The sequence below is a fragment of the Nonomuraea sp. ATR24 genome (assembly GCF_041950485.1).
Classification (GTDB): domain Bacteria; phylum Actinomycetota; class Actinomycetes; order Streptosporangiales; family Streptosporangiaceae; genus Nonomuraea; species Nonomuraea ceibae.
Genome location: NZ_JBGNUU010000023.1, coordinates 58717 through 72301, shown reverse-complemented (window position 1 = coordinate 72301; position 13585 = coordinate 58717). Strand labels below are relative to the sequence as shown.

The following is a 13585-nucleotide window of genomic DNA, read 5'->3' as shown; positions in this document are numbered from 1 at the left end:
CATGGGAATGTAAACGTATGGCTAGTTGCGCTCATCGCAAAATCTGTTGCGATGAGCGCAACCCAGTTGTTATGAACGGATGGGCATGAGCGAGAAGCTCCCCGTGTCTTCCGCAGGCCTTCGCCGAGACCTCGAAATCCTCGACGTTCTCGCAGGTCACGGTGATGAGCGCGACACCGACGGGTTCGGCGTGAGCTGGATCGCGCAGCGGCTCGGCCGCGAGAAGAGCCAGGTGTCACGGGCGCTGCGGGCGCTGGAGGGCGAGGGCATGGTCGAGCGCGACCCGGTGACCCGCCGCTACCGGCTCGGCTGGCGGCTGTTCGCGCTGGCGGCGCGCAGCCAGCAGGCGCGGCTCGTCCAGGTTTCGGCGCCGTTCCTGCGCCGGCTGGCCACCGCGTTCGACGAGGACGCCCACCTGTGCGTGCTGCGCGGCGACCAGGTGCTCACGCTGGTGTCCATGCCGTCCTCGCGCGCCTACCACCGCATCTGGGAGGGCGTGTCGGTGCCCGTGATCATGGCCGCGGCGGGCCGCTCGCTGCTGGCCGACTGGGAGCCCGAGCGGGTGCGCGAGCTGCTGCGCGCCAAGCTGCCCGCCGGGCTCGACTCGGCGGTCAGCGGCGAGGAGCAGTGGATGGCCGACCTCGACCACGCCCGCACGTTCGGCTACGTGGCCAGCGACGTCGAGCTCGACGACAGCGCCGCCGCGGTCTCCGCCCCGGTGCGCGACCACCGCGGCCTCATCGCCGCCGCGATCAGCGTCTCCCTCGCCCGGGTGCCGGCCGCGCCCCGGCTGGAGGAGATCGGCCGGGCGATCGCCGACTCCGCCCGCGACCTGTCCACCGCGCTCGGACACTCGTCCCACTGACCTGTCCGCCCTGCTCCCGGCCAGCTGCCCCGCTGACCGGCGGCCTGTCCGTCCCGCGTCCGGCCATCCGTCCCGCTGACGGGCCGCCCTCCTCACCCGGACGGGTCCCGTACGGGTGAGCGGCCCGTACGGGTGAGCGCCCCGGGAGCGCTCCGGCGCGGCCCGGGAGCCCGGTCACCGGCGCACGCCCGATCCCCCGCGCCGGATCCGTCACGCAGCCGGTCACCGGCGCACGCCCGATCCCCAGCACGCGGCCGGTCCCGCGGCCGCTCCCCGGCGCGAGGGTGGCCGGGCGGGTGGCCGGGGGGCGGGGCTAAGGCTTCGGCCGGGTCGGCGGGGTCGCCGTGTTCGCCGTGCCAGCGGGCCAGCCGGCCGCGGCGGCCGACGGCGCGCAGGCGGCGTTCGGCGGCCTCACGGCAGGCGGCGGTGGTGACGATGAGCAGCTCGTCACCCTCCCTCAGCCGCGTCTCCGGCGCGGGCACGAACGTGGCCCGGTCGCGGATGACGAGGCTGATGGCCGCGGGCGCGGGCAGCCGCAACTCGCCCACCTCCACCCCGTGCAGCCGCGACCCGGCGGGCACGGTCAGCGTGAGCAGCTCGGCGTCGAGCACGTCGAGCGGCGCGGACTCGATGTCCACCTCCCTGGCCTGGCCCGGCTGGGTCACGCCGAGCAGCCTGGCGAGCGCGGGCAGCGCGGGCCCCTGGATCAGGGTGAAGACGACGACCAGCACGAACACGATGTTGAGCAGGTGCCCGCTGCCGGGCACCCCGGCGACGATCGGGAACGTGGCCAGCACGATCGGCACCGCCCCGCGCAGCCCCGCCCACGAGATGAACACCTGGTGCCGCCACGGCACCCGGAAGGGCAGCAGCCCGGCGAGCACCGAGACGGGCCGGGCGAGCAGCAGGAGCACCAGCCCGACGACGAGGGCGGGCAGCAGCGCGGCGGGCAGCTCGCTCGGGTCGACGAGCAGTCCGAGCATGACGAACAGCCCGATCTGCGCCAGCCAGCCGGCGCCTTCGGCGAAGGAGCGGGTGGCGGCCCGGTGCGGCAGCACGGCGTTGCCGAGCACGATCCCGGACAGGTAGGCGGCCATGAACCCGGAGGCGTTCAGCGCGCCCGCGGCGGCGAAGGCGATGACGCCCAGCCCGAGCGTGGCCAGCGGGTACAGCCCGGTGGCGGGCAGTGCGACGTAGCGCAGCGCGGCGACGCCGCCCCAGCCGGCGAGCAGCCCGACGGCGGCCCCGGCGGCGATCTGGTAGACGACCTGCCCGCCTATCACGGCGAAGTCGGGCACCCCGGCGGCGCTGCTGAAGACCAGCACCAGGATGACGGTCGGCGCGTCGTTGAACCCGGACTCGGCCTCGACCATCCCGGCCAGCCGCCGGGGCAGCGGCAGCGTCCGCAGCACGGCGAACACGGCGGCGGCGTCGGTGGAGGAGACGATGGCGCCGAGCAGCAGCGCGAGCTGCCAGTCGAGGCCGAGCAGCAGGTGGGCGCCGGTGGCGGTGACCAGCACGCTGACGGCGACGCCGAGGGTGGCCAGCATCGCCGACGGGGCCAGCAGCGTGCGCAGGTCCGTCCAGCGGGTGCTGAGCCCGCCCTCGACGAGGATGAGCGCCAGCGCGCAGGTGCCGAGCGTCTGGGCGAGCTGGGCGTCGTCGAACCGGACGCCGAGCACGTCCTCGCCGATGACCATGCCCAGCCCGAGGAACAGCAGCAGGCTGGGCAGGCCGAGCCGGCTGGCGGTGCGTACCGCCGCGATGCCGGCCAAAAGCACGAGCCCGCCGGCGAGCAGCACGACGTAGAGCTCCGGCAGCGTCATCAGAGGAAGTACCGCAGCCAGACGTAGACCCATGCCAGCACCGAGGTGATCGCGGTGACGAGCAGCCCGTACCGGGTGAACTCCCAGAAGGAGATCCGGTGCCCGGAGCGCGCGGCGATGCCGAGCGCGACGACGTTGGCGCTGGCGGCGACCGCGGTGCCGTTGCCGCCGAAGTCGGCGCCGAGCGCGAACGCCCACCAGATCGCCTGCCCGGTGGCCGGGTCGGGCGCCTGGGCGACGAGCCCTTCGACGATCGGCGCGACGGTGGCGACGTACGGGATGTTGTCGAAGAACGCGCCGAGCACGGCCGAGCCGAACAGCAGCGACGTGGCCGCGCCGAAGTAGTTGTCGCCGACGGCGCTGATCACCCACTCGCCCGCGGTGGCGATGACGCCGGTGTTGACGAGCCCGGCGACCATGACGAACAGGCCCATGAAGAACACCAGCGTGGGCCATTCGACCTCGCGCAGCGTCTCGCCGGTGTCGGCGCGGGCGACGAGCATCATCACGCCGGCGCCGACGAGCGCCACGATGGACGGCTCGACGTGCACGACGGCGTGCAGCCCGAACCCGACGACGACGAGCCCGAGCACGACCAGGCAGCGGACGAGCAGGCGCGGGTCGGTGATCGCGCGCCGCTCCTGCAGCGCCATGACCTCGGCCACGCGGTCGGGGTTGTAGACGAACGACTTGCGGAACAGCACCCGCGTGAGCAGCAGGAACACCAGGAAGACGATGACCACGACCGGGGCCATGTGCGCGAGGAAGTCGTTGAACGTCAGGCCGGCCCGGCTGCCGATGATGATGTTGGGCGGGTCCCCGATGAGCGTGGCGGCTCCGCCGATGTTGGAGGCGAGGACCTCGGCGATGAGGTACGGCTGGGCCGGGATGTGCAGGCGGTCGCACACCATGACGGTGACGGGCGCGACCAGCATGATCGTGGTGACGTTGTCCAGGAACGGCGAGGCGATCGCGGTGATGGCCATCAGCATGACCATGAGCCGGTACGGCCTGCCTTGCGACTTCTTCGCGGCCCAGATGGCCAGGAAGTCGAAGACGCCCGTCTGCTTGATGATCCCGACGATGATCATCATGCCGAAGAGCAGGAAGATGACGTTCCAGTCGATCCCCTCGTGCTCGGAGAAGAACACCTGAGCTCCGGGGATCAGCCCGAGTACCGCCATGAGGCCGGCGGCGACGAGCACCACCTTGACCTTGTTCACCTTCTCGGTGGCGATGAAGAAGAACGCCACCACGAAGACGGTCAGGGCGAGTGCACCGGTCATCGCACACGCCCCGGCGGGCCGGTACGCTCCCGGGACGTGCGGGGTGATGATGGTGACAGGCGAGACATGACGGTCCTCCAGATCAAGGCGGGAACATCAAGTCTCGACAATGAGGGACGATCCGGACATCGGGTCTGACACCCATCTCTGCCGGTGGGCATCATGTAGGCGCGCGCGGGCAAGGATGAGTGCTGGACCGGATGGACGGCCGGGCCGTCCGACGGTGAGGCTGGGGGGCATGAGCGACCAACGGCGGAGCCCCGTGCAGGCGCTGTTCCGGCGGGTGATCGCGATCAACGGGCTGGTGTTCACCGCCGGGACGCTGGTGCTGGCCCTCTCCCCCGCCACCGTGTCCCCGCTGGTGCGGGTGACCGAGATCCCGGTGCTGATCGTCGGCCTGGCACTGATCATGGCGGCCAACGCGCTGCTGCTGCGCCGCAGCCTGGCGCCGCTCGGCGCGCTCACCGCGCTGATGCGCCGGGTCGACCTGCTGCGACCCACCGACCGGATGCCCGACGGGGGCAACGGCGACCTCACCGACGTGGTGCGCACGTTCAACGCGATGCTCGACCGGCTGGAGGCCGAGCGGACGGCGGCCAGCGCGCACGCCCTGGCCGCGCAGGAGGGCGAGCGGCAGCGCATCGCCCGCGAGCTGCACGACGAGATCGGCCAGAGCCTGACCGTGGTGCTCCTCGCGCTCAAGCGGACCGCCGACCGGGCGCCCGACGACCTGCGCGAGGAGCTGCGCACGATCCAGGAGACGGTACGCTCCAGCCTGGACGAGGTGCGGCAGGTGGCCAGGCGGCTGCGGCCCGGCGTGCTGGAGGACCTGGGCCTGATCAGCGCGCTCAACGCGCTGGCCGCCGACTTCCCCGGCGTGCCCGTGACCCGCCGCCTCGACGCGCGGCTGCCGCCGCTGGGCGGCGAGGCCGAGCTGGTCGTCTACCGCATCGCGCAGGAGGGGCTGACCAACGTCGCCCGCCACGCCGGCGCGTCGCGGGTGGAGCTGTCGCTGGTCAGGCGGCCCGGCGGGGTGCTGCTGTCGATCGTGGACGACGGGCGCGGCGGCCCGATCCACGAGGGCGCGGGCATCATCGGCATGCGCGAACGCGCGCTGCTGATCGGCGCCCGGCTGTCCATCGAGCATCCGCCCGAGGGCGGCACCGCCGTACGCCTGGCCGTACCGGTCGAGGAAGGGGACTGACCGATCGTGGCACCCACCCGCATCCTGCTCGCCGACGACCACGCCCTGGTGCGCCAGGGCCTGCGGCTCATCCTGGACGCCGAGCCCGACCTGACGGTGGTGGCCGAGGCGGGCAACGGCGCCGAGGCGGTCGAGCTGGCCACCGAGGGCGTCGACCTGGCGATCCTGGACATCGCGATGCCGCGCATGACCGGCATCCAGGCGGCCAGGGAGATCTCCCGGCGGGCGCCGGAGGTCCGGCTGCTCATGCTGTCGATGTACGACAACGAGCAGTACCTGTTCGAGTCGCTCCGGGCCGGGGCCAGCGGTTACGTGCTCAAGTCGGTGGCCGACCGCGACCTGCTGGAGGCGTGCCGGGCGGCGATGCGCGGCGAGCCGTTCCTCTACCCGGGCGCGGTCACCGCGCTGATCCGCGACTACCTGCGCCGTGACGACCAGCGCGAGAGCCTGCCCGCCAGCATCCTGACGCCGCGCGAGGAGGAGATCGTCAAGCTCATCGCCGAAGGGCACTCCTCCAAAGAGATCGCGGACCTGCTGGTGATCAGCGTCAAGACCGTCGACCGGCACCGCGCGAACGTGCTCGGCAAGCTCGGCATGCGCGACCGGCTGGAGCTCACCCGTTACGCGATCCGCGCGGGGCTCATCGAACCCTGAGCCTCTTCACCCGGCCGTTGACATCACCACAAACCGGCCAATACGTTCATGCGAAACGTTTCGACACGCTGATCCGGGCCGGGGTGTGATGAGTTCGCTACGTGAGGTGGCCGAGCGGGCGCGGGTGGCGGTCAGCACGGCCTCGGCCGCGCTGAACGGCACCCGCCCGGTGGCGGCGGAGACCAGGAGGCGGATCGAGCAGGCGGCGGCCGACCTCGGCTACCGGCCGAACGCGCTGGCCCGGGGCCTGGTGAGCAAGCGCACGCGCATCCTGGCGCTGCTGTTCCCGGCCCCGCACCACGGCTTCGGCCTGACCGAGATGCAGTTCGCCACCGCGGCGGCCGAGGCGGCCAAGGAGCGCGGCTACCACCTGCTGCTCTCCCCCGAGCGCGACGACCCGGTCGAGGAGCTGCGCCACCTGACCGGGCTCGGCCTGGTCGACGGCGTGCTCGTGATGGAGGTCAGGCTCGACGACGAGCGGGTGGAGTGGCTGGCCGGGGCCGGGGTGCCGGTCGCCATGATCGGCCGCACCCGCGAGCCGGACGGCGTCGACCACGCCGACATCGACTTCGCCCGGACGGCCGCCGACGCCGTCGCCCACGTGGCCGGGCTCGGGCACCGCTCGCTGGCGTTCTTCGGCCACGCCCCCGGCGCCTACGCGGAGCAGTACGGCCCGGCGATCCGCGCCGCCGGGGAGTTCGCCGCCGCCGCGGCGCAGGCGGGGCTCGGCTACGTGGGCGACCTGCGGGCCTCCACCGCCGACGAGGGCCGCGAGGCGTACGGGCGGCTCGTGGCCGCCCACCCGGAGGTGACCGCGCTGGCCGTGATGAGCGACCAGGCCGCCGTCGGGGTGATCTCCGCCGTGGCCGCGCGGGGCGGGCGCGTCCCCCACGACCTGACGCTGATGCTGGTGCTGTCGTCGTCGCGGGTGGCCGAGATGTTCCACCCCCGGCTGACCACGCTGGAGCCGCCGAGCGCCGAGCTGGGCCGGCTCGGCGCCGGCATGCTCATCGACCGGCTGGAGGACGGCGACCGGGAGCCCCGGCAGCGGCTGGTGCCCTGCCGGCTGGTCGTCGGCGACAGCTCTGCGGCGCCCGCCGCCCGCGGATCGGCCGCCCGGTGACCCGCCCCGGCCTGCACTCCCTGACGGACGGGCGCGGCCTGCTCTTCGGCGGCGACTACAACCCCGAGCAGTGGCCGGAGGAGGTCTGGCGGGAGGACGCCGAGCTGATGCGGGCGGCCGGGGTCAACCTGGTCACCGTCGGCGTGTTCAGCTGGGCGCGGATCGAGCCGGAGCCGGACGCGCGTGACTTCGGCTGGCTGGACCGGGTGCTCGACCTGCTGGCCGGGGCCGGGATCGCGGTGGACCTGGCCACGCCGACCGCCTCGCCGCCGCCGTGGATGGGGCGCCGGTGGCCGGAGACCCTGCCGGTGGACGAGTCGGGGCACCGGCTCTGGTGGGGGGCGCGCAACCAGTTCTGCGTGTCGTCGCCGGTCTACCGGGAGCGGGCGCTGGCCCTGGTGAGCGACCTGGCCGACCGCTACGCCGGGCATCCGGCGCTGGCGATGTGGCACGTGGGCAACGAGTACGGGCAGTTCTGCCACTGCGACGACGCGGCGGCCGCCTTCCGCGCCTGGCTGCGCGAGCGCTACGGCGACCTGGACGCGCTCAACGAGGCGTGGGGCACCGCGTTCTGGAGCCAGCGCTACAGCGACTGGGACGAGATCCTCACCCCGCGCCGCACGCCGTACCTGGTCAACCCGTCGCAGCGGCTCGACCACCGGCGGTTCGGCTCCGACGCGCTGCTCACGCACTTCCGGGCCGAGCGCGACGTGCTGCGCGCCCGCACCCCGCACATCCCCGTCACCACGAACTTCATGGGCTTCTTCAAGCCCGTCGACTACTGGACCTGGGCGCCCGAGGAGGACGTGGTCTCCGACGACCACTACCCCGACCCGGCCGACCCGCTGGCCGCCGTGCGCGCGGCGCTGACCCACGACCTGATGCGCGGCCTGGCGGGCGGGCGGCCGTGGATGCTGATGGAGCAGGCCACCTCGGCGGTCAACTGGCGCCCGCACAACCTCCCCAAACCGCCCGGCCGGCTGCGGCTGGAGTCGCTGCAGGCGGTGGCGCGCGGCGCCGACGGCTCGTGCTACTTCCAGTGGCGGGCCTCGCGGTCCGGCGCGGAGCGCTTCCACGCCGCGATGGTGCCGCACGCCGGGCCGGACACGCGGCTGCACGCCGAGGTCCGCGCGCACGGCGCCGAACTGCGCCGGCTGGCCGGCGTGGCGGGCGCCCGGGTGGAGTCGCGGGTGGCGCTCGTGCACGACTGGCCGAGCTGGTGGGCGCTGGAGGAGGGCGACCTGCCCAGCGACCGGCTCGACCCGGTCGAGCGGCTGCTGGCGCACTACCGGCCGCTGTGGGAGCGCGGGGTGAGCGCCGACGTGGTCCCGCCGTCCGCCGACCTGTCCCGATACGCGCTGGTCCTGGTGCCGAACCTCTTCCTGATCAGCGACCGCGACGCCGCCTCGCTCACCGCGTACGCGCGCGGCGGCGGCGTGCTCCTGGTCGGGCCGTTCTCCGGGATCGTCGATCCACGGGCGCACGTCCGCACCGGCCGCTTCCCGGCGCCGCTGCGCGAGGTGCTGGGCGCGTCCGGCGAGGAGTGGCGGCCCGTCGACGGGCCGGTCGGCTGCCGCTGGAGCGACGGCGGCGCGTTCACCGCGCACACCTGGACGGAGCTCGTGCGCGCGGAGGGCGCCGAGACGGTCGCGGCCTTCGACGACGGCGGCCCGGCCGTGCTGCGGCACGCGACCGGCGACGGCGCCGCCTGGTACCTGGCGACGCTGCCCGATCAGGACGCGCTGGGCGAGCTGACCGGCCGGCTGCTCGCCGACGCGGGCGTCACCGGCGTGCTGCCCGGCCTGCCGCCCGGCGTCGAGGCGGTACGGCGCGGTCCCGTGCTGTTCCTGCTCAACCACGGCGGCGGCGCCGTGCGCGTGCCCGTTCCCGAGCCGTCGGAGGACCTGCTGACCGGGTCCGCCGTGGCCGGCCACGTCACGCTCGCCCCGCAGGACGTCGTGGCGCTGCGGCCCTGCTGATCCCTCTCGGAGACGGACGACATGAAGTTCGAGGACGGCTACTGGCGCATGCGCCCCGGGGACGCGGGGCGCGTACGCCCACGCGGCCCACGACGTGACCGCCGACGGCGGGACGCTCCGGGTGCGCGCCCGCCGCACCGAGGGCGCGCCCGTCCGCTGGAACCTGGCCATCGCCGGCGTCACGCACCCGGGTGTGCGCGTCACCGCCGGCGGCGACACTGATCAGATCGAGATCGTCCTGACCACCGAGGAGTGACCCCCCATGCCCACCTTCCCCGACGACTTCCTGTGGGGCACGGCCACGGCCGCCTACCAGGTCGAGGGCGCCTGGAACGAGGACGGCCGCGGCCCCTCGATCTGGGACACCTTCTCCCACACGCCCGGCCTGGTGACCGGCGGCGACACCGGCGACCTCGCCTGCGACCACTACCACCGCCTCGACGAGGACCTCGACATCCTGGCCGGGCTCGGCGTGGGCGCCTACCGGTTCTCCATCTCCTGGCCGCGCGTGCTGCCCGGCGGCGGCGACCGGCTCAACCAGGCCGGGCTCGGCTTCTACTCCCGCCTGGTCGACGGCCTGCGCGAGCGCGGCATCGCCCCCGTGGCCACGCTCTACCACTGGGACCTGCCCCAGGAGCTGGAGGACGCCGGCGGCTGGCCGGCCCGCGACACCGCGCTCCGGTTCGGCGAGTACGCGCGCCGCATGGGCGAGACCCTGGGCGACCGGGTGCACACCTGGATCACGCTGAACGAGCCGTGGTGCTCGGCCTACCTCGGCTACGCCTCCGGCGTGCACGCCCCCGGCCGCACCGACCCGGCCGCCGCCCTGGCCGCGCTGCACCACCTCAACCTCGGCCACGGCCTGGCCGCCCGCGCGCTGCGCGAGGTGATCCCGGCCACGGCGCAGGTGTCGGTGACGCTCAACCTGCACCACACGCGCGGCGTGTCCGAGCGTGACGCCGACGCCGTCCGCCGCGTCGACGCGGTGGCCAACCGGGCCTTCCTCGGGCCGATGCTCGACGGCGCCTACCCGCGCGACCTCATCGACGACACCGCCTCGGTGACCGACTGGTCGTTCGTGCGCGACGGCGACGAGGCCACCGCCGCCGCGCCGCTCGACGTGCTGGGGATCAACTACTACAACCCGATCCTGGTACGCCAGTGGGACCGGGGCGGCGCGCGCGACACGGCCGACGGGCACGCGGACGGCACGGCGTCACCGTGGATCGGCTGCGAGGACGTCGAGTTCGTCCGCCAGCCCGGCCCGTACACCGAGATGGGGTGGAACATCGACGAGACCGGCCTGACGGAGCTGCTGCTGCGGCTGCGCCGCGACTACCCGGCGCTGCCCGTCATGATCACCGAGAACGGCGCCGCGTTCCCCGACCCGGTCGGCGCCGACGGCCGGGTGCACGACGCCGACCGCGTCGACTACCTGCGGCGGCACCTGACGGCCGTGCTGGAGGCGATCAAGGGCGGGGCCGACGTGCGCGGCTACTTCCTGTGGTCGCTGATGGACAACTTCGAGTGGGCGCACGGCTACGCCAAGCGGTTCGGCGTCGTCCGCGTCGACCGCGACACGATGGAGCGCACCTGGAAGGACAGCGCCCACTGGTATCGGGACGTGGTCGCGGCCAACGGCCTGTGACCCGCCGGGCCCCCGGACGCCGGGGGCCCGGCCCGTCAGGTCTCCTCGGCCCGCCGGCGCAGGGCCTCGTTCAGCCGGGCGAAGTCGCCCTCCGCCCGCGCGACGACCTTGCCGAAGAGGGGCACGAGGAGGCCGCTGAACCGCTCGCTCTGCACCATCCGCGTGCCGTCACCGGTCGCGCTCAGCTCGAAGGCGTGCTCGCCGTCGAACAGGCCGGGCACGATGAGGTTGCCCAGCCAGCGCAGCTCCCGCCCCGGCTCGGCGCGCAGGACCTTGGGGCGGAAGCTCATCGGCCTGCCTCCTTCGGGGAACATCCGCAGCGCGAGCGTGGTGCCCTCCCGGGCCTCGCCGGCCGCCTCCCGGATGAACGGGTTCCACTCCCGGTAGGCGGCGAAGTCGGCGATGACCTCCCACACCCGCTCGGGGGACGCCTTGATGTCGACAGGAACGCTGATGGTCCGCATGGCGCAGTTATACACGTATGCGGGCTTTCAGCCACTCCTGTCAGCCCCCCAACAGGTCCACCGTGCCCCGCTCGCCGTCCACCCGGATCCGGTCGCCGTCGCGCAGCCGCATGGTGGCGTTGCCGGTGCCGACCACGGCCGGGATGCCGAGCTCGCGGGCCACGATCGAGGCGTGCGACAGAGGCGCGCCCATGTCGGTCACCACGGCGGCGGCGCGCGGGAACATGGGCGTCCAGCCGACGTTCGTCAGCGTGGTCACCAGGATCTCACCCGGCTTCAGCCGGTCGCCGTCCTCCGGCCCCGACAGCACCCGGGCCACGCCCTCGACGACGCCGGGAGCCCCGGGGAAGCCGGTCACCGTGTCGCTGACCGGCGTGCCGCCGCCGCGCGCGTCGTACAGGTCGGCGCGCCGGTCCGGGTCGGCCGCCCAGCGCACCGGGTCGAACCGGCCGACGATCAGCGCCGGGTACGGCGGCAGCGCCGCGTAACGCTCGTAGGTGGCACGCCGTACGGGGACGTTCGCCAGGGCGGCGGCGTCACCGCCGAGCACGTCGAGGATCTCCTCCACCGCCAGGAAGAACAGCGCGTCGCCGTGCCCGGTCAGCTCACCGGCACGCACCACGAAGGCGCGCAGCACCCAGAACGCCCGGATGACCTCCGACCGCGTGGCCTCCCGGTCGCGCACCACCGCGTTCCACCGGCGCACCCTGGCCCGCATCCCGGCGAGCCTGCGCGGATGGCGCTCGGCGAAGCGCGCCCAGGCGGCCTCGCGGGCCTTCTCCTGGCGGGCGAGCAGCGCCCGGGTGTCCTCACGCAGGTCGCGCAGCCCGGCGAGCTGGGCGTCGATCCAGCCGGGGTCCTCGCCGGGGCGCGGCATCGACACCTCGAACTCGTGCGGCCCGCGGTGCCCGTAGGCGCGGGCGAACTCGTCCCTGGTGATCTCGCCCCTGGCCAGCCGGCCGAGCCCGGTGAGCAGGCCGAGGCTGGCCAGCTCGCCGTCGCTGTTGACGCCGGTCAGCATGGCCTCGGCGTCGGCCTCGCCCACCAGCCTGCGCAGGTTGTCGCGCGTGTAGACGAGCGTCGAGCCGCCCTGCCGCCCGGCGGCCTCCAGCATGCGGCAGGCGGTGACGAAGTACGGCTCGATCTCGCGTGACCAGAGCGCGTCCAGCTCGGCGGGCGTGGCGGTGGCGGCGACCCGTGCGCGCAGCTCCTCGCCGCGCCGGGCGGCCCCGGCCAGGAAGGCGGGCATGGCCCGCAGGTGCTCGCGCACCCGTTTGCGGATGGCCAGCGCCATCGGCACGACCGCCTTGACGATCCGCCACCGGGAGACGTCGAGCATGGGCGGCTCCAGCCCGGCCGGCAGCCTGCCGAACACCTGCTCCACGGCGCTCAGCCGGCCCGACATGCCGAGCGCGCGGGCGACGGAGAACGTCACGCTGAGGTTCATGTAGAAGCGTCCGCCGATGTTGCCGACCAGGTCGAAGCCGGGCAGCGTGGAGGCCGACATCGCCTCGTGGATGAACATCCGCACGAACGACCAGGTCGCGGGCGTCATCACGTCGGGGATGGCCTCGCCGAGGTTGCCGCCGGTCCACAGGTAGTCGCCCCTGAGGCTGTCGTTCCACTCCTCCGTGCGCGGCTTGACGCCGGTGACCGGGCGGGCCTGGACGATCGCGAACGCGCCGCCGCGCCGGACCCACTCCACGTCCATGGGCGTGCCGTACAGCTCCTGCACCCGCGCGCCGAGCGCGGCCAGCTCGACGGCCTGCGCCTCGTCGAGCACCGCCGCCCGCCGCAGCTCCTCGGGGACCGGCCGCTCCTCGGTGCCGCCCTCGGTCCGCACGGTCATCACGGCCTTGTCCCCGGTACGGGCCTCCGTCACGGCGCCCGAGGTCACCACGACCGTGTCGGGGGTCACCTGGCCGCCCACGACCGCCTCGCCGAGCCCCCAGGACGCGTTGATCACGGTCTCGCCGAGCGCCCCGGTGACGGGGTTGGCGGTGAACATGACGCCCGCGGCGTCGGCGTCCACCAGCTCCTGGACGACGACGGCCAGCGCCACGTCGTCGTGGGGGACGCCGTTCCGCTCGCGGTAGGCGATCGCGCGGGCGTTCCACAGCGAGGCCCAGCACCGCCTGACGGCGTCGAGCAGGCCGTCGCCCCGGATGTTGAGGTAGGTGTCCTGCTGGCCGGCGAACGACATGCCCGGCAGGTCCTCGGCCGTCGCCGACGACCGCACCGCCACCGGCACGCCGTCGCCCAGCCCGTCGCCCAGCGCCTCGTAGGCGGCCCGGATGCTCGCGGCCAGGTCGCCGGGGATCTCGTGCCGGGCGAACAGCTCCGCGACGGCGGCGGGGTCGCCCGGGTCGATCTCGTCGCGGAAGGCCGACACGAACGCGCGGTAGGCGCCGGTGGTGATGTGGAAGCCGCCCGGGACGGGCAGCCCGGCCCTGGTCAGCTTCGCCAGCGACGCGCCCTTGCCGCCCGCCGTGGCGAGGTCGGCGGCTTCGTCGCCGAGGGGGAGCACGGTCCGCAC

Annotated in this window: 11 protein-coding genes; 7 read left to right on the top strand and 4 right to left on the bottom strand. The window is 74.1% G+C overall.

Annotated features, from left to right (window positions below; translation table 11 throughout):
- The first annotated feature begins 103 nt into the window (after window positions 1–103).
- Entirely contained in the window at window positions 104–865 is a 762-nt protein-coding gene (locus ACBI99_RS37960; protein WP_219508030.1) for an IclR family transcriptional regulator, read from the top strand.
- A gap of 92 nt (window positions 866–957) precedes the next feature.
- Here ACBI99_RS37960 and ACBI99_RS37955 read toward each other — a convergent pair whose 3' ends face one another.
- The gene (locus tag ACBI99_RS37955; RefSeq protein WP_375074690.1) at window positions 958–2691 is read right to left on the bottom strand and encodes a potassium/proton antiporter; all 1734 of its coding nucleotides are present in this window, start codon (window positions 2689–2691) and stop codon (window positions 958–960) included.
- Complete coding sequence (locus ACBI99_RS37950) at window positions 2691–3977, bottom strand: SLC13 family permease (protein ID WP_219508034.1); 1287 nt, start codon at window positions 3975–3977, stop codon at window positions 2691–2693. The genes ACBI99_RS37955 and ACBI99_RS37950 overlap by 1 nt, the downstream gene beginning before the upstream one ends.
- A gap of 238 nt (window positions 3978–4215) precedes the next feature.
- On the opposite strand from ACBI99_RS37950, the gene ACBI99_RS37945 reads away from it, so the two are divergent.
- The 6 genes from ACBI99_RS37945 to ACBI99_RS37920 all read left to right on the top strand — a co-directional run bounded on the left by ACBI99_RS37945 (window position 4216) and on the right by ACBI99_RS37920 (window position 10585).
- Complete coding sequence (locus tag ACBI99_RS37945) at window positions 4216–5181, top strand: histidine kinase (RefSeq protein ID WP_219508035.1); 966 nt, start codon at window positions 4216–4218, stop codon at window positions 5179–5181.
- Window positions 5182–5187: 6 nt separating this feature from the next.
- Window positions 5188–5835: a response regulator gene (locus tag ACBI99_RS37940; RefSeq protein ID WP_372455378.1), complete on the top strand. Its 648-nt coding sequence runs from the start codon at window positions 5188–5190 to the stop codon at window positions 5833–5835.
- A gap of 88 nt (window positions 5836–5923) precedes the next feature.
- Complete coding sequence (locus ACBI99_RS37935; protein WP_375074689.1) at window positions 5924–6958, top strand: LacI family DNA-binding transcriptional regulator; 1035 nt, start codon at window positions 5924–5926, stop codon at window positions 6956–6958.
- A complete protein-coding gene (locus tag ACBI99_RS37930; protein ID WP_375074688.1) occupies window positions 6955–8937 on the top strand; it encodes a beta-galactosidase in 1983 nt (660 codons plus the stop codon). Before ACBI99_RS37935 ends, ACBI99_RS37930 begins: the two co-directional genes overlap by 4 nt.
- Window positions 8938–9031: 94 nt before the next feature.
- Window positions 9032–9193 carry a hypothetical protein gene (locus tag ACBI99_RS37925; RefSeq protein WP_375074687.1) on the top strand — a complete coding sequence of 54 codons (162 nt, stop codon included), beginning with the start codon at window positions 9032–9034 and terminating at the stop codon, window positions 9191–9193.
- A gap of 6 nt (window positions 9194–9199) precedes the next feature.
- A complete protein-coding gene (locus tag ACBI99_RS37920; RefSeq protein ID WP_375074686.1) occupies window positions 9200–10585 on the top strand; it encodes a GH1 family beta-glucosidase in 1386 nt (461 codons plus the stop codon).
- 35 nt (window positions 10586–10620) lie between these two features.
- Here the strand turns inward: ACBI99_RS37920 and ACBI99_RS37915 are convergent, their stop codons facing one another.
- Window positions 10621–11049 (bottom strand): SRPBCC domain-containing protein, encoded by a 429-nt coding sequence (locus ACBI99_RS37915; protein WP_219508041.1) that lies wholly within the window; start codon window positions 11047–11049, stop codon window positions 10621–10623.
- A 40-nt stretch (window positions 11050–11089) separates the two neighbouring features.
- The gene (locus tag ACBI99_RS37910) at window positions 11090–13585 is read right to left on the bottom strand and encodes a PEP/pyruvate-binding domain-containing protein (RefSeq protein ID WP_375074685.1); all 2496 of its coding nucleotides are present in this window, start codon (window positions 13583–13585) and stop codon (window positions 11090–11092) included.

Bases quoted from the DNA above. Each gene is read 5' to 3' on its own strand.
- ACBI99_RS37955 (WP_375074690.1), bottom strand. From the start codon at position 2,691: ATGACGCTGCCGGAGCTCTACGTCGTGCTGCTCGCCGGCGGGCTCGTG.
- ACBI99_RS37950 (WP_219508034.1), bottom strand. From the start codon at position 3,977: ATGACCGGTGCACTCGCCCTGACCGTCTTCGTGGTGGCGTTCTTCTTC.
- ACBI99_RS37945 (WP_219508035.1), top strand. From the start codon at position 4,216: ATGAGCGACCAACGGCGGAGCCCCGTGCAGGCGCTGTTCCGGCGGGTG.
- ACBI99_RS37935 (WP_375074689.1), top strand. From the start codon at position 5,924: ATGAGTTCGCTACGTGAGGTGGCCGAGCGGGCGCGGGTGGCGGTCAGC.
- ACBI99_RS37920 (WP_375074686.1), top strand. From the start codon at position 9,200: ATGCCCACCTTCCCCGACGACTTCCTGTGGGGCACGGCCACGGCCGCC.
- ACBI99_RS37915 (WP_219508041.1), bottom strand. From the start codon at position 11,049: ATGCGGACCATCAGCGTTCCTGTCGACATCAAGGCGTCCCCCGAGCGG.